At 55.5% G+C, this 15845-nt stretch carries 15 protein-coding genes; 5 read left to right on the forward strand and 10 right to left on the reverse strand.

The genetic code is table 11. The annotated features are described in order from the left end of the window. Positions 1–257 precede the first annotated feature (257 nt). From yqaB to AWR26_RS05665, 5 genes are all read left to right on the forward strand, one after another. Positions 258–824, forward strand: coding sequence for a fructose-1-phosphate/6-phosphogluconate phosphatase (gene yqaB, locus AWR26_RS05645; RefSeq protein ID WP_043952510.1), 567 nt, complete (start codon positions 258–260; stop codon positions 822–824). Beyond that, positions 821–1249, forward strand: a complete 429-nt coding sequence (locus AWR26_RS05650) for a YqaA family protein (protein WP_064564218.1) — start codon at positions 821–823, stop codon at positions 1247–1249. Before yqaB ends, AWR26_RS05650 begins: the two co-directional genes overlap by 4 nt. 80 nt (positions 1250–1329) lie before the next feature. Further along, positions 1330–2874 (forward strand): glutamate--cysteine ligase, encoded by a 1545-nt coding sequence (gshA, locus tag AWR26_RS05655; RefSeq protein WP_064564220.1) that lies wholly within the window; start codon positions 1330–1332, stop codon positions 2872–2874. A gap of 153 nt (positions 2875–3027) precedes the next feature. After that, a complete protein-coding gene (gene luxS / locus AWR26_RS05660) occupies positions 3028–3543 on the forward strand; it encodes an S-ribosylhomocysteine lyase (RefSeq protein ID WP_064564222.1) in 516 nt (171 codons plus the stop codon). 68 nt (positions 3544–3611) lie between these two features. Beyond that, complete coding sequence (locus AWR26_RS05665; RefSeq protein WP_064564224.1) at positions 3612–4382, forward strand: AraC family transcriptional regulator; 771 nt, start codon at positions 3612–3614, stop codon at positions 4380–4382. Here AWR26_RS05665 and leuA read toward each other — a convergent pair. The 10 genes from leuA to proV all read right to left on the reverse strand — a co-directional run bounded on the left by leuA (position 4379) and on the right by proV (position 15536). Further along, positions 4379–6028: a 2-isopropylmalate synthase gene (gene leuA / locus AWR26_RS05670; RefSeq protein WP_064564226.1), complete on the reverse strand. Its 1650-nt coding sequence runs from the start codon at positions 6026–6028 to the stop codon at positions 4379–4381. The two genes, AWR26_RS05665 and leuA, sit on opposite strands and share 4 nt — an antisense overlap. 105 nt (positions 6029–6133) lie before the next feature. Then, a complete protein-coding gene (gene emrB, locus AWR26_RS05675; protein ID WP_043952515.1) occupies positions 6134–7669 on the reverse strand; it encodes a multidrug efflux MFS transporter permease subunit EmrB in 1536 nt (511 codons plus the stop codon). A gap of 15 nt (positions 7670–7684) precedes the next feature. Then, positions 7685–8857 (reverse strand): multidrug efflux MFS transporter periplasmic adaptor subunit EmrA, encoded by a 1173-nt coding sequence (emrA, locus tag AWR26_RS05680; protein ID WP_064564228.1) that lies wholly within the window; start codon positions 8855–8857, stop codon positions 7685–7687. Between the two features lie 116 nt (positions 8858–8973). Then, the gene (mprA, locus tag AWR26_RS05685; protein ID WP_064564230.1) at positions 8974–9504 is read right to left on the reverse strand and encodes a transcriptional repressor MprA; all 531 of its coding nucleotides are present in this window, start codon (positions 9502–9504) and stop codon (positions 8974–8976) included. Positions 9505–9594: 90 nt separating this feature from the next. Beyond that, positions 9595–9930: an L-valine transporter subunit YgaH gene (gene ygaH / locus AWR26_RS05690; RefSeq protein WP_035890139.1), complete on the reverse strand. Its 336-nt coding sequence runs from the start codon at positions 9928–9930 to the stop codon at positions 9595–9597. Continuing rightward, on the reverse strand, positions 9920–10666 hold the full coding sequence (locus AWR26_RS05695; protein WP_043952518.1) for an AzlC family ABC transporter permease: 747 nt from the start codon (positions 10664–10666) through the stop codon (positions 9920–9922). Before AWR26_RS05695 ends, ygaH begins: the two co-directional genes overlap by 11 nt. Positions 10667–10788: 122 nt before the next feature. Continuing rightward, positions 10789–11973, reverse strand: a complete 1185-nt coding sequence (locus AWR26_RS05700; RefSeq protein ID WP_064564233.1) for an MFS transporter — start codon at positions 11971–11973, stop codon at positions 10789–10791. A 246-nt stretch (positions 11974–12219) separates the two neighbouring features. Beyond that, positions 12220–13215, reverse strand: a complete 996-nt coding sequence (gene proX, locus AWR26_RS05705) for a glycine betaine/L-proline ABC transporter substrate-binding protein ProX (protein WP_043952520.1) — start codon at positions 13213–13215, stop codon at positions 12220–12222. Between the two features lie 61 nt (positions 13216–13276). After that, complete coding sequence (proW, locus tag AWR26_RS05710) at positions 13277–14341, reverse strand: glycine betaine/L-proline ABC transporter permease ProW (RefSeq protein WP_064564234.1); 1065 nt, start codon at positions 14339–14341, stop codon at positions 13277–13279. Continuing rightward, entirely contained in the window at positions 14334–15536 is a 1203-nt protein-coding gene (gene proV, locus AWR26_RS05715; RefSeq protein ID WP_043952522.1) for a glycine betaine/L-proline ABC transporter ATP-binding protein ProV, read from the reverse strand. Before proV ends, proW begins: the two co-directional genes overlap by 8 nt. Between the last annotated feature and the right edge of the window lie 309 nt (positions 15537–15845).

Genomic DNA, 15845 nt, shown 5'->3' on the forward strand with positions numbered 1-15845 from the left:
CCATCTTCTTATAAAATAACAGCCAGCCTGATGTTTCTGACGTCGCGGATAAAACCGCCTGCACCAGGGCGGGCATCGTTGTTTACACCATCTCTGCAAAATCTCCACTGCATCTTCTATAAACTCTGCCTCTTCTGAAAAAACATATTCTGCGAACCTCCTTCCAGTAAAGACATCTCAGCTTTCTCTTACCAGCAGCGACAAAAAACGTTGTTTACGTTAAAGTAACTGTTTGTTATCCGCTTTGTGAGAACATGATGTACGAACGTTACGCTGGTCTGATTTTTGATATGGATGGCACCATCCTGGACACCGAGCCGACCCACCGTAAAGCCTGGCATGAAGTGCTGGGACGTTACGGGATGCGTTTTGACGAGCAGTCCATGGTCGGGCTAAACGGCTCACCGACCTGGCGTATCGCGCAGTTCATCATTGAAGCGAATCAGGGCGATCTCGATCCGCATGCGCTGGCGCAGGAGAAAACCGCAGCGGTCAAAGCGATGCTGCTGGATTCAGTACGCCCTCTGCCATTAATCGACGTTGTAAAAGAGTGGCACGGCCGTCGCCCCATGTCGGTGGGAACCGGCAGTGAAAGCGCTATTGCGGAAGCACTATTGGCGCACCTTGGTCTGCGTCACTATTTCAATGCGGTTGTTGCCGCCGATCATGTTAAAAATCACAAACCTGCACCGGATACCTTCCTGCTTTGCGCCCAACAAATGGGCGTGGAACCGGCGCAGTGCGTGGTATTTGAAGATGCAGATTTCGGTATCCAGGCGGCGCAGGCCGCCGGTATGGATGCAGTTGATGTACGCTTATTGTGAGTGACAGTCTGTCGCTCCTGTCATTGTTTGCCAGTAGCTTCCTCAGCGCCACGCTGTTGCCCGGCAATTCTGAGGTTGTGCTGATTGCGATGCTGCTCTCTGGTGTCAGTCAGCCCTGGCTACTCGTAGTAATAGCAACAATGGGTAATAGCCTTGGAGGGCTGACTAACGTTATTCTTGGGCGTTTCTTTCCGCAGCGTAAAACATCGCGCTGGCAGGAAAAAGCGACTCACTGGCTCAGACGTTACGGCGCGGCAGCGCTGCTTCTGAGCTGGATGCCTGTTATAGGCGATGTGCTGTGTCTGCTGGCGGGCTGGATGCGCCTTTCATGGGGACCAGTGCTGTTTTTTTTATGCCTTGGCAAGGCGTTACGCTATGTGGCGATAGCCCTGGTAACGCTACAGGGTATGACGTGGTGGCACTAATTGGACTGAGTGAGTGACCTTTAATCGTCAACCATTACAATTATGCTTAATAAAATGATTATTACAGGCGGGAGGTCAACTTGATCCCGGACGTATCACAGGCATTGTCCTGGCTGGAAAAACATCCTCAGGCAGTAAAGGGGATTCAACGCGGTCTTGAACGTGAGACGCTGCGCGTAAACGCAGATGGCTCGCTGGCGACCACCGGTCATGCGGCGACGCTCGGCTCTGCCTTAACTCATCAGTGGATCACTACTGATTTTGCGGAAGCGCTTCTGGAGTTTATTACGCCGGTCGATGGCGATATCGACCATATGTTGACGATCATGCGTGATATTCATCGCTACACTGCCCGCCAGATTGGCGACGAGCGGATGTGGCCGCTGAGTATGCCGTGCTATATCAAAGACGGCCAGCAGATTGAGCTGGCGCAGTACGGCACCTCCAACATCGGTCGCCTGAAAACGCTCTATCGCGAAGGGTTGAAAAACCGCTATGGCGCGCTGATGCAAACCATTTCCGGCGTGCATTACAACTTCTCGTTGCCGATGGCATTCTGGGAAGCGAAAAGCGGCGGTACCGATAAAGAAACGGTATCCGACGGCTATTTCCGCCTGATCCGTAACTATTACCGTTTTGGCTGGGTGATCCCATATCTGTTTGGGGCGTCTCCGGCGATCTGCCCGTCGTTCCTGCAAGGGAAACCGACCACGCTGCCGTTTGAGAAAACGCCGAACGGTATGTATTACCTGCCGTATGCCACATCGCTGCGCTTGAGCGATCTGGGCTATACCAATAAATCGCAGAACAACCTGGGCATCACCTTTAATAATCTGCACGATTATGTGGTGGCGCTGAAGCGGGCAATAAAAACGCCTTCGGAAGAGTACGCTAAAATTGGTCTGAAGAAAGGCGATAAGTATCTGCAAATCAATACCAATATTTTGCAGATCGAGAATGAGCTGTATGCGCCGATTCGCCCGAAACGCGTGACCCGCAGCGGTGAAACGCCGTCGGATGCGCTGCTGCGCGGCGGCATTGAATATATTGAAGTGCGCTCGCTGGACATCAACCCCTTCACGGCGATTGGCGTTGACGAGCAGCAGGTTCGCTTCCTCGATCTGTTTATGGTCTGGTGCGTGCTGGCCGATGCGCCGGAGATGAGCAGTGACGAACTGCTGTGTACGCGTACAAACTGGAATCGCGTGATTCTGGAAGGGCGTAAGCCGGGTCTGACGCTGGGAATTGGCTGTGAAACCGCGCAATTCCCGCTGGTGAACGTCGGCAAAGATCTGTTCCGGGATTTGAAACGAGTGGCGCAGACGCTCGATGGCGTGTACGGTGGCAACGAATACGAGCAGGTGTGTGAACAACTGGTTGCCAGCTTTGACGATCCGGAGCTCACTTTCTCGGCGCGCATCCTGCGTTCGATGATCGATAACGGCATTGGTGGCACCGGCAAAGCGCTGGGCGATCAGTATCGTTCACAGCTTCGCGAAGAGCCGCTGGAAATCCTGCACGAGGAAGATTTTATCGCCGAGTGCAAAGCATCACTGGCGCGTCAGGCAGAGGTTGAAGCCGGGGATAGCGAATCATTTGAAGCGTTACTCGCGCGTCACGCCTGACAGAAAAGAAAAAGGCCACATTGCTGTGGCCAAAATTTCATCTCTGAAAATCAGGGATGATGATAACAAATGCGCGTCTTTCATATACTCAGACTCGCATGAAAAAGAAGAGTTCACTTTTATTTAAAAAAAATCACTGTCGGAGGTGACTAAATGCCATTGTTGGATAGCTTCACTGTCGATCATACCCGTATGGAAGCCCCTGCTGTCCGTGTAGCCAAGACCATGGACACGCCGCATGGCGATACCATCACCGTATTCGACCTGCGTTTCTGCGTCCCTAACAAAGAAGTCATGCCGGAAAAAGGAATCCATACGCTTGAGCATCTGTTTGCTGGTTTCATGCGTAACCACCTCAACGGCAACGGCGTTGAGATCATCGATATTTCACCGATGGGTTGTCGCACGGGCTTCTATATGAGCCTGATCGGCGCGCCGGGTGAGCAGCGCGTTGCGGATGCGTGGAAAGCGTCGATGGCCGATGTGCTGAAGGTGAAAGAACAGAGCCAGATCCCGGAACTGAACGTCTACCAGTGCGGCACCTATACCATGCACTCGCTGGAAGAGGCGCAGGAAATCGCCCGTCACATTCTCGACCGCGATGTCCGCGTTAACAGCAACGAAGAGCTGGCCCTGCCGAAAGAAAAATTGCAGGAACTGCACATCTAGTGCTGTCATTGTAGCGCCCGGTAGCTTCGCTTACCGGGCCTGCTTTCTCGCCACCCAGCGGCAACCCAATGACCACCACCTTAACCTTCTCCTTTACGCACCGTCCTCTGCATCCCTTCGCCCATGATTATCAGCACGGCGACAGCGAACCGTGGCATCAGCACGACTGCGCACAGCTATTGCATAGCCTGAGCGGCGTGGTGCGCGTGGATACCGCTGCCGGATGCTGGGTCGTTCCGCCTGGTCGCGGCGTGTGGTTACCCGCCGGAACACAGCATGCTATCCGCATTACCGGTAGCGTCGCAGCCCGCACGCTGTTTATCGATCCGCTGGCTCGCGCCGATCTGCCTGCGTCCTGCCAAATCGTGCAGATCACGCCGCTGCTGCGCGAACTCATCGTCGCTGCGTTCGATCTGACCCAGGAGTATGCGCCCGGCAGCCGTGATGAACGCATCTATGAACTGATTCTGGATGAAATCCGCGCCATGCCGGTGCTGCCATTTCACCTGCCGGAGCCGCAAAGCGCAGCGTTTCGCCAGCTCTGCGAACAGATCCGCGCCGAACCGGGATTAAGCTGGAGCAGTGCGCAGTCAGCCAGCCTGACGAACATGAGCGAGCGCACGCTGAACCGGCATTTTCAGCAGCAAACGGGGCTAAGTTACGGCGAATGGGTGCGACGCGCCCGTTTATTGGCGGCGTTGCTGCGCCTGGCGCAAGGGCAATCGGTACTGCGCGTGGCGCTGGATCTGGGATATGGCAGCCATAGCGCCTTTACGGCGATGTTTCGCCGGGTGATGGGCGTCTCACCCAGCGATTACTTCCGCGAATCTTCCCTTTAGCCCACCGCGTTCAGCAACGCCTGTAATGAGGCGCGCGCGACATCATTATCAATCCCCACGCCCCAGCGGCTGCTGCCATCCTGGTACAGGCAGCGAATATACGCCACTGAACGGCTGTCGCTGCGCGCGCCAAGCGTATGTTCATGGTAATCCTTGATGACAAACGGGGTGCCCAGCCATGGCGTGATGGCGTTGGCGGCCGCCGAAAGCAAGCCATTGCCGCTGCCGGTCAGCTCGCGTGTTTTACCTTCGCGCATGACCGTCGCCGTCAGGCGCAACTGACCATCCTGCTGGCTGTCGCTGCGATAGCGTTGCAGCGCCAGCGGCGGCGAAGGTATAAGACCGTAGCGATTGCGGAACAGTTGCCACAGCGCATTTTGCGTCATCTCTTTGCCGTGTTTATCCGTCTCCTGCTGCACATGCTGGCTAAAATCCTGTTGCAGGGCGCGAGGCAGTTTCAGGCCATGGTTTTGTTCAATCAGCCAGGCACTACCGCTTTTTCCAGACTGGCTGTTCACACGGATCACCGCTTCATAACTACAGCCAATATCCTGCGGATCGACTGGCAGGTAGGGCATCTCCCAGCGGCTACCTGCTTTACGGGCATCGAACCCTTTTTTGATCGCATCCTGATGCGAGCCGGAAAACGCGGTATAGGCCAGGCTGCCAGCCCACGGATGACGCGGGTGTACTGGCAGTTGGTTACAGCTTTCCACCACTTCCACTACGCGCTGCATATCGCTGAAATCGAGTTGCGGGCTGATCCCCTGGCTGTAGAGATTCATTGCCAGCGTTACCAGACAGACATTACCGGTACGCTCACCGTTACCAAACAGACAGCCTTCAACGCGATCGGCTCCGGCCATCACCGCCAGCTCTGCGCAGGCAACGCCGGTGCCGCGATCGTTATGCGGATGCACACTAATGCACACGTCGCTACGGCGGCTGAAGTGACGGCAGAAATGTTCAATTTGATCGGCATACACATTCGGCGTACTGACTTCCACGGTCGCCGGCAGGTTAATGATCATCGGGCGTTCGGCGCACGGTTGCCAGACATCGGCCACCGCTTCGCAAATCTCCAGCGCGAAGTCGGCTTCGGTAAAGCAAAACGTCTCCGGCGAATACTCATACTGCCAGCGCGTTTGCGTATTCTCTTCGCACAGCCGGCGAATCAGTTGTGTGGAACGCGTCGCCAGCTCGACAATCTGCGCTTTCTCCATGCCAAATACCAGGCGGCGAAACAGCGGCGCTGTGGCGTTATACAAATGAATTGTCGCCTGCCTGGCTCCGTGCAGCGAAGCAAAGGTACGGTGAATTAAATCCTCCCGCGCCTGGGTTAATACCTGAATCGTCACATCGTCGGGAATGCGCTGCTCTTCAATCAACTGGCGAACAAAGTTGAAATCCGTTTGCGAGGCCGAAGGGAAAGCCACCTCAATCTCTTTAAAGCCGCACGCCAGCAGCAGCTCCCAGAATTGCAGCTTGCGTGCGCTGTCCATCGGTTCTGCCAGCGCCTGGTTGCCGTCGCGCAGATCGGTGGAGAGCCAGCGCGGCGCATGGCTAATGCGCTGTTCCGGCCAGCGGCGATCGGGCAGGGCGAAAGGGATGAACGGGGAATATTTTTCTGCGGGGTTTTTCAGCATGTGATGCGCTCCTGTTGTCTTTTCACCATCGTGAAGCGATTTCAGGAGCGCTGCTTTATCGGAACTGACAACTACTGTCGCGTTCTGGACAAGGCGCGACAAAAATTAGTGCGCGCCGCCTCCGCCGCCACCGGCGCCGAAAGGGGGTTTGGCAAACCACACCAGACTGAGCAGGATCAGGAATATGCCCGCCGAGAACCAGAAAATCTCATTGGCGGAAATGATTAGCCCTTGGTTAGTGATCTGCTGCGCTATCCAGCCGGACGCCTGCTGTTGCGACATCCCCATGCCTTGCAGTTGGTTATACATCTCCTGCGCGTTGGGGTTGTACGGGTTGACCGACTCGGTGAGCTGCGCGTGGTGCAGCGATTCCCGGTTAGTCCACAGCGTGGTGGTGATCGATGTCCCAATCGAACCGGCCAGCGTACGGGTGAAGTTCGACAGGCTGGACGCCGCCGCCAGTCGCTCAGGCGGCAGACCGGAGAGCGTAATGGTGGTGAGCGGCATAAAGAAACAGGCCACGGCGAAACCCTGAATAAACTGCGGCCACGCGGAAGCGCCAAAGTCCATTCCCGGTTCGAAAGTATACGCACGCCAATAGAAGCACACCGCATACATAATAAAGCTGAAGGTCACCAGACGGCGCATATCCAGCTTATGGGCGAAGCGGCCAATAATTGGCGACAGCAGTACGGGAATCACCCCGACAGGCGCGGAGGCCAGGCCCGCCCACGTTGCCGTATAGCCATAGACTTCCTGCAAGAGCTGCGGCAGCAGCACAATCGCGCCGAAGTAGAGCATATAGGCGAGGCTGATGCAGAGGCAGCCGATGGTAAAGTTGCGCGACTTAAACAGCGACAGATCGACTATCGGGTTTTCATCGGTCAACTCCCAGACCACCAGGAAGCTGATCGACACCACGGCGACAATCGTCAGCACGATGATCTCTGTCGAGTTAAACCAGTCCAGCTCTTTGCCCTGGTCGAGCATCACCTGCAAGCTGCCGATACCGATAATCAACAGCGCCAGACCAATACCGTCAATGCGTCGCTGTTCGGTTCGCGTCTCGCGGCCGCGCAGGCTTTGCAGCGTCAGCAACACCACCAGCGCGCCGATCGGCACGTTGATAAAGAAGATCCAGCCCCAGTGGTAGTTATCGCTGATATAACCGCCGAGGATCGGCCCGCAAATCGGCGCGACGATCACCGTCATTGACCACAGCGCCAGCGCGACAGAGCGTTTAGCGGGCGGATAGTTGCTCAGCAACAAACTCTGGGAGAGCGGGATCAACGGCCCGGCGACAATCCCCTGGATCACGCGGAAGAAGATCAGCATTGTCAGGCTGTTGGAGACGCCGCACGCCCAGGAGGCGATAGCGAAGGCCACCGTTGACCACAGGAACAGCTTTACTTCCCCGACGCGCTTTGCCAGCCAGCCGGTGATCGGGATCGAGATGGCATTCGCCACCCCGAAAGAGGTGATCACCCATGTCCCCTGGCTCAGCGACGAGCCAAGGTTGCCAGCGATCGTGGGAATCGCCACGTTAGCGATGGTGGAGTCCAGCACCTGCATGAAGGTCGCAAGCGACAGCGCAATGGTCATAATGACCAGCTGCGCGCCTTCCAGCGGTTTCTGTTGCATTGCACTCACCTCAGATTAACCGGCGTTGGCTTTCACGATGTTTTCGATCAGTGTGTTGACCGGCTCAAGGCTAATTTCCCGGGCGTTGCTTTCATACGCCGGGCTGCTACGCACCTGGCTTGCCAGTACCTGACCTTCACGATCGGCGGTATCGACTTTCACCAGCGTAGAGAGACCAATACGCAGCGGATGATCGGCAAGTTGTTTGGCGTCCAGCTCAATACGAACCGGCAGACGCTGAACCACTTTGATCCAGTTACCGGTCGCGTTTTGCGCAGGCAACAGTGAGAACGCGCTGCCGGTGCCCATATCGAGCCCGACCACTTTCCCGTTGTAGGTCACTTCATCGCCATAGATGTCGCTGACCACAGTTGCCGTCTGGCCAATACGCATATGCGCAAGCTGCGTCTCTTTGAAGTTTGCGTCCACCCACAAATTGGTGGCCGGAACGACGGCCATTAATGCGGTGGTTGGGCTGATTTGTGCGCCAGGCTGTACCGCGCGACGCGAAACGTAGCCGGTGATTGGGCTGACGATCTTCGTACGTTGCAGCGCCAGCCAGCTATTGCGGACTTCCGTCGCGGCTTGCTTAACGGCCGGCTGATCTTCCAGCGGCGTATCAAGCACGATCGCCTGGTTGGCATTGTATTGCTGAATGGCCACGTCCAGATCGGCCTGCGCACTGGTCACGGCATCACGGGCGTGCTGCAGCTCTTCGCGACCAATCAAATTGGCAGTACCAAGCGGAATACGACGGTTTAAATCGCTCTGCGCCTGGGCGAGGGCGGTTTTTTTCACTTCGATGCTCGCCAGCAACTGCTTGCTGTTGATCATCGACTGACGGGTTTGACGAACGCTGCTTGCCAGTGCCGTCTGCGCTTTTTCAAACGCCTGCTGCGCATCGGTGGCATCCAGCGTAACCAGTACATCTCCCTGTTTTACAAAATCGGTATTGTCAGCCCAGACTTTCGTCACGCTGCCGGATACCTGCGCCATGATTTGCACCTGGTTCCCTGCTACATAAGCGTCATCGGTTTCTTCATAATGACGCAGTACCAAAAACCAATAAATTCCATATGCCACGGCAATAACAACAAAGAGCAAGGTCAACAGCAGAAGGGCGCCTTTACGTTTGCCTTTCTTTTTGACCGGTTGCTGCGGGGTTTGACTCTCCGCATTTGCGCTCATGCTTTTCTCCACGATCTTATTTTTTGATGTCGGCACAGCCGACCTTCCGTTAGAAAGGCCAGCATCAGGCTGGCCCTTATATTCTTATATCCTGGATATTCGAGCGGCTTGTCGCGTTAGCGCAGCGCCTCAAGAATGACGCCGTCTTCGTCCATCTGGTCGAGACGCGTAAGTAACTTGCGTGTGATCTGCTCAAGCTGGTCTTTTTCCGCGTCACTCAGGGAAGACCACAGTTGATGCAGACAGTTGTGCTGCGGGGGCAGAACCTGACGCAGGAATTCGTGACCTTTATCGGTCAGTTGCAGATGCAGGCAGCGACGATCGTTATCGCTTTCGCGACGCTCGATCCAGCCGCGTTTTTCCAGTTCATCGGCAATACGTGTGGCATTGGTACGCGAAGAACCCAGCGCGCTGCTCAATTCAGACGGCTGAATGCTGTGGTTTTCCTGCGACTCCAGCGTGATCAATGCCATAAACAACGTCTCGTTAATACCCTGCGCTTTCAGCATTTTGTTGCGGTTTTCCAGCAGCTTACCCTGCATGTGCATGCAAAGACGGGTGAGCAAAATCTCCTGAAACGGAAAATCCTCATAGCGGCTGGCGCGAAACTTAAGCATTTGCTCTATGGGCGTAAACGAACTATCCATTTGTGTATGACCTCATTAATTGCAGTCGATATAGTAACGACAGTGACAAATAAAGTAAATGTATTATTGCTGCTAATAAATTTGCCTCATCTATGCATCCGTCAGCAGTTTCCATGCGATTCCGTACGCAAGCGCGCTCAGTAGCGTGGGGAGAATAATGCTGCGTGTTTTCCAGAAACTCAGGCCCAATACCGCGAAGCCAATCAGCGTTGGCAACAGGCGGCGGCCGTCATGAATAATTTCTGGTACGCATGACACCACCAGTAATGAACAAATAGAGGCGATGCCGATAGTGTCCAACAGGATGCCAGCGACCCCGCGTTTTGTCGGATTTGGCCGCCCGACGCGAACGCGCAGAGGAAGGTAGCGAAATAAAAAATTAACGCCGCCCACCAGCAGACCGAGCAGTAAAATTTCATGCCTCATCGGGAACACCCTGATAAAACGCCTGCACTAGCGCGGCAACGCAGCCAGAACCGATCCCGGCGAGGATCGCCGCAGGGATAGAGAACAGCATTAAACCGGCCAGTGCGCCAAGCAGCGCGGCGGTGACGCTCGGCGTCTGGCGACGCTGGAACGATGCCAGCAGGAAGCTCATAAACAGGGCAGGCAGCATAAAACCTAACGCCGATTCAACCGCCGGATATCCCTCCAGCAGGCCGCTACCGGAAAACGCACCCAGCACCGTTCCCGCAACCCAGGAGAGCCAGGAAAATAATGCGATGCCGATCATCCAGTTTTCGCTCCAGCGACGGTTATCACGCACCAGTTTAGCGGTTGCGGCGGCAAACACTTCGTCCGTCAGGCCGAAGGCCCAGATCGCGGTTTTCGGATTTTTAAGCGGTTGCAGAATACGGCTGCGTAACGACGGGCCATACAGCACGTGGCGAACATCCATCGCCATGACGGTCAGCGCGGCAACCCACAAGGTGCTGCCTGCAGCAAGCAGGGTGGTAATCACGAACTGGCTGGCGCCCGCGTAGATAATGCAGGAGAAAAAGAGGCTTTCGAGAGGAGAAAAACCGAGTTTGCTGGCATTCATACCAAAGGCAAATGCAACGGGGATGTAGCTTAAAACGATAGGAAGACTGTCTTTGATGCCTTCCTGTAGCGTGGCTACTTTCACTGGCTCGGCGTCTGGAGGTATTGCTGAACTATCCATAGTGTTTGTTATATATCACCCACGTTAATATAACCGGGATAAACAAGTCCTATAACCTTAACAGACTGAAGGACTCGTTAACACCCGGTTTTTAGTGGAATGATGTAAATGTGAGCGCTTGCTTACTTCGTCACTTGCTGGCGGTGAAATCCTCGCCACCAGACCAGCAGATTCAACAGCGCCAGCGTACTGCCCGCCGCGCAGACGCCCGTCCAGCCCGCATGCTGCCAGGCGGAGGCCGAGATCAACGAACCTGCTGCGCCGCCAATAAAGTAGCTGGTCATATACCCGGCGGTCAGGCGATTACGCGCATCCGGTTTGATGCGGTAAATCACCGTCTGGTTGGTGATATGCACGCCCTGCACGGTGAGATCGAGCACAATAATGCCAATAATCAGCGCGATAATCGAGCTGTGACCGAGCCAAATGGCCAGCCAGGAAAGCAGCAGCAATAGCAGACCGCCCGTGGTGGTGAGATGCGATTTACCGCGATCCGCCAGACCGCCAGCCTGGCGCGCGCCTAATGCGCCCGCCGCGCCGACCAGGCCGAACAAACCGATGACCGCTTCGGAGAAGTTGAACGGCGGCGAGGCCAGCAGGAACGCCATTGACGTCCAGAGAATACTGAAGTTGGCGAAGCTCAGGCAGCCGAGCAGGGCGCGGGTGCGCAGCACTTTATCCCCGGCGAACAGCGTAAACACAGAGCCGAGTAGTTGCGGATAATTGAGGTGCGTTTCCTGTTTGAGCTTCGGCAGACCGCGCCACAGCGCCAGCGCCATCAGCACCATGAGCACGCTGGCGACCCAATACACCGTGCGCCAGCCGCCGAGACTGGCGAGCAATCCGGCAACGGTGCGCGCCAGTAAAATCCCCAGCAGCAGCCCGCTCATGATGGTACCGACCACTTTGCCACGTTTATCCGGCGTGGCTAATGTTGCGGCCAGCGGCACGAGGATCTGCGCGACGACGGAAAATAGTCCGGTCAGCGCGGTGCCGAGGATCATGAAGCTCAGCGACGAACTACTGGCGGTAATCAACATGCCGCCCGCCGACAGCAGCGTCATCACCACAATGAGCGTGCGCCGCTCAAACATATCGCCGAGCGGCACCAGAAACAGCAGGCCAGCGGCATAGCCAAGCTGGGCGGCGGTAACAATAAAGCCCGCCTGATTAGGCGACAGCGAAAAGGCATGAGCGATGGTGTCGAGCAGCGGTTGCGCATAGTAATTGCTGGCGACCGCAAGGCCCGTGGCGACGGACATCAGCGCAATCAGCGCCGGGCTAAGACCGTGGTTTGCTTGTGTCATAGGAATGCGTAATCAGTAATGGTTTTTTCAGAAACCTATCATAGTCAATTACTTGAGAGGGCGTGTTGTTATCTGTGCAGTCGTTGCGGGGAGAGCCGATGGCGCGTCGATTACCGGATGACGGCGCAGCCTTATCCGACTTACGGGCGATACCTGAATTTGCAACGCTGGCGGTATATGGCGCGCAGGCCGGATACGCGAAAGCGCCATCCGGCATAAACCGAATGGCGCTTTATCAGGAGAGGATTACTTCTGCGCGGCCAGCGCTTCTTTTACCCAGCCGTCAAACTGCTGCTGGTGGGCTTTAATCCAGCCGTCAACATGACCCTGAATATCCGCTTCGGAGGCTTTGCCGTCATGCATCATCGCGTTCTGCGCATTGATATCGGCGATAGGCAGCTTCATCAGCGAGAACAATTTCGCCGCTGCCGGGTTTTTCTCCGCCCAGGCTTTGTTGGCGACAATGTGCATGGTGTTCACCGGGAAGCCGTAGTTCATGCCGTTCGGCAGTTTGGTGTCGATATCTTTCTGCTTGCCCGGCAGGGAAGAGAACGGTACCTGCAACCAGACCACATCTTTACCCGGTTTCAGCACATCGCTCACCCAGTACGGCGTCCAGGTGTAATAAAGCACCGGTTTACCCTCTTTGAAACGGGTAATGGTGTCCGCCATCATCGCCGCATAGTTGCCCTGATTATGCACCACGGTGTTGCTCAGGCCGTAAGCGTCGATCTGGTGATTAATTACCGCTTCACAGCCCCAGCCGGGTGTGCAGCCGGTCAGATCGGCTTTGCCGTCGCCATTGGTGTCGAACAGTTTGGCGATTTTCGGATCTTTAAGCTGATCGATGCTTTTAATGTGGTACTGCTCGGCGGTTTTCTTATCGATCAGGTAACCCTGCGCCGCGCCGGTGACAAATACTCCGGAGCGGTAAAACTTGCTGTCACCGCCTGCGGCGGCATACATGTCGTCGTGCAGCGGCTGCCAGTTAACGGCGGTAAAGGTGACGTCGCCAGCGGCAAGAGAGGTATAACCGACGTTGTAATCCACTTCGCTCGGTTTATTCACCGTATAACCGAGTTTTTCCAGCCCGCGGCTGACCAGCAGCGTCTGGAAGGTTTCTTCAGAAATGGTGCTCTGGAAGGGCTGTACGGTGATGCCTTTGCCGGGCAGGTCTGCAGCAAATGTGCTGGTAGAGACAAGGGTGGCAAACGCTGTGGCAAAAAGTACGCTATGTCGCATCGTTGTTCCTTATTGTTCAGGTGGGACGTGTTGACCCGGCGCTGAGCGCCGGGAAACAGGTTTATTTGGCGAATGGACGGGTCAGCAGACCCAGCGGGCCGGTTTGATACCAGCGACGATTTCCACGGCTGCGGGAATCGCGGCCGACAGCCTGCGTCAGGCGGTCGAGAATGATGGCGAGGATGACAATCCCAACGCCGCCGACGGTCGCCAGCCCCATATCGAGGCGGCCAATACCGCGCAGTACCATCTGGCCAAGCCCGCCAACGGCGATCATTGAGGCGATCACTACCATGGAGAGGGCAAGCATCAGCGTCTGGTTAATTCCCGCCATAATGGTAGGCATGGCCAGTGGTAACTGTACTTTGAACAACATTTGACGCGGGCTGGCGCCAAATGAGCGTGAAGCTTCAATCAAATCCGCCGGAACCTGATTAATACCGAGGATCGTCAGACGCACCACCGGCGGCAGGGCGAAGATAATCGTCACCACCACGCCGGGCACGTTGCCGATACCAAACAGCATCACAATCGGCACCAGGTAAACAAACGCCGGCGTGGTCTGCATGGCATCCAGCAGCGGGCGAATGATTTTCGACGCCCGTGGGCTACGCGCCAGCCAGATCCCCAGCGGTAAACCGATCACCACGCAGAACAGCAGCGCGGTCAGCACCAGCGCCAGCGTAACCATCGCCTGCGACCAGGCACCAATCGCGCCAATGGCAATCAGCGATACCAGCGTGGCAATCCCCATTCCGGCACTGCTCATCTGCCAGGCGATCAGCGAGAATACGATGATCGCAACCGGCGCGGGCATCCCAAGCAGCAGTTGCTGGAAAGTGCTCAGGATATAGTCGATAGGGATACGGATCCCCTGGAATACCGGGCGGAAGTGCATCACTACCCAGTCGATCCCCTGCGTTACCCAGCTATCCAGCGGGATCAGCGTTTTATGGAACGGATCCATAATGTTGAAATGTTCCGGCGCGGGTGCTGGCGCGCTGTGCAGCCAGTCGGCACCGCCGCTGTCGGCAGGCGCGGCAGAACCGCCGCCCCAGGCATCTGCGGACTGCGCCGCGCTATCGGTTGCTGGCGCGCTATCCCACGGGTTATTTTGATCAGCCATTGTTTGCCCCCTCGCGATCTAAAGCCTGTAGCAGCATCCGTTTCGAGATGATGCCCACGTACTGTTGTTCTTCACCGACGACCGGCACGGCGCAGGGCGCCTGTCCGACATGGGAGAGCAACTCGCTGAGCGGCGTTTCCGCCTCCACCGCAAGCGGGGAGTCAATTAACGCCGCCTCGATCCCCGCGTTCTGGCTGAGCGCCGCTTTCAGGGAGTCGATGGAGACAATGCCGACAAATTTATTGCCGCGTTCAATCACATAACCGTATTCACGGTCTTCATCCTGCAACAATTTCAGCGCTGAGCGCGGGCCAAAACCTGGCGTTTTACGGATCAAACCCACCGGTGTTCGACGTGCAATATCTTTCGCGCTAAACACCTGGCTAATATCCACACCGCGGAAGAAGGTGCGCACATAATCATTGGCCGGATTATTCAATATTTCATCCGGCGTACCGACCTGTACCACTTCGCCATTTTGCATAATGGCAATCCGGTCGCCAATACGCATAGCTTCATCCAGATCGTGAGAAATAAATACGATGGTGCGCTGATGTTTCGCTTGCAGTTTTACCAGTTCATCCTGCATTTCCGTACGAATTAATGGATCGAGCGCCGAGAAGGCTTCATCCATTAATAGAATGTCCGGATTAATCGCTAACGCACGCGCCAGACCAACACGCTGACGCATACCGCCGGAGAGTTCATCCGGATATGCGTGCGCATAATTTTCCAGCCCGACCTGACGCAGGGCGTCGAGCGCTTTTTCCTGTCGCGCCTGCGGTGCAATTCCCGCTAATTCCATACCAAATGCGGTGTTATCCAGCACCGTCATATGGGGCATTAACGCAAACGACTGGAAGACCATCGCAATCTTTTTCCTGCGCACCTCGCGTAGCTCGGCGTCTGATATTCTGGCGATATCCACGCCATCAATCAGCACCTGTCCACGGGTGGGTTCAATCAGGCGATTGAGAAGGCGTACCATAGTGGATTTACCCGATCCGGATAACCCCATGATGACAAATATCTCGCCTTCTTCAATGGCCAGACTGGCGTCTTTAACGCCAAGCGACAGACCCGTTTTTTCCAGAATCGCTTCTTTTGAAAATCCTTTCTCAATATATTTGAAAGCCCGCTGCGGATGCTCGCCAAATATTTTATAGAGATTCTTCACTTCTAATTTAATTGCCATGCAATAAAAGAGTTCCTGTTATTTATTGTGTCGATATAATACCTGATGAGAATAATTGACTGGCTATACCCTAACATACTCAGAATCTGAGACAACCCTCAATTGCCGGGCCTGCTGAATTTGACGTTTGCAGAATCGTCTCTATTTCCCATGAGATAAGGGCTGACGGCGGATGATAATTTTTTCGTTTTCGTCGCGAAATCGCACCTGAAATGGAGCGCTTCAGGTGAAAATGACAAAGAAATTACAGTGTAGTGCCTGTTTGAATATTATGCCGGGAAAATGCGCAGATATTCGCGTAATAGCAAT

The sequence above is a fragment of the Kosakonia oryzae genome, assembly GCF_001658025.2.
Lineage (GTDB): Bacteria > Pseudomonadota > Gammaproteobacteria > Enterobacterales > Enterobacteriaceae > Kosakonia > Kosakonia oryzae.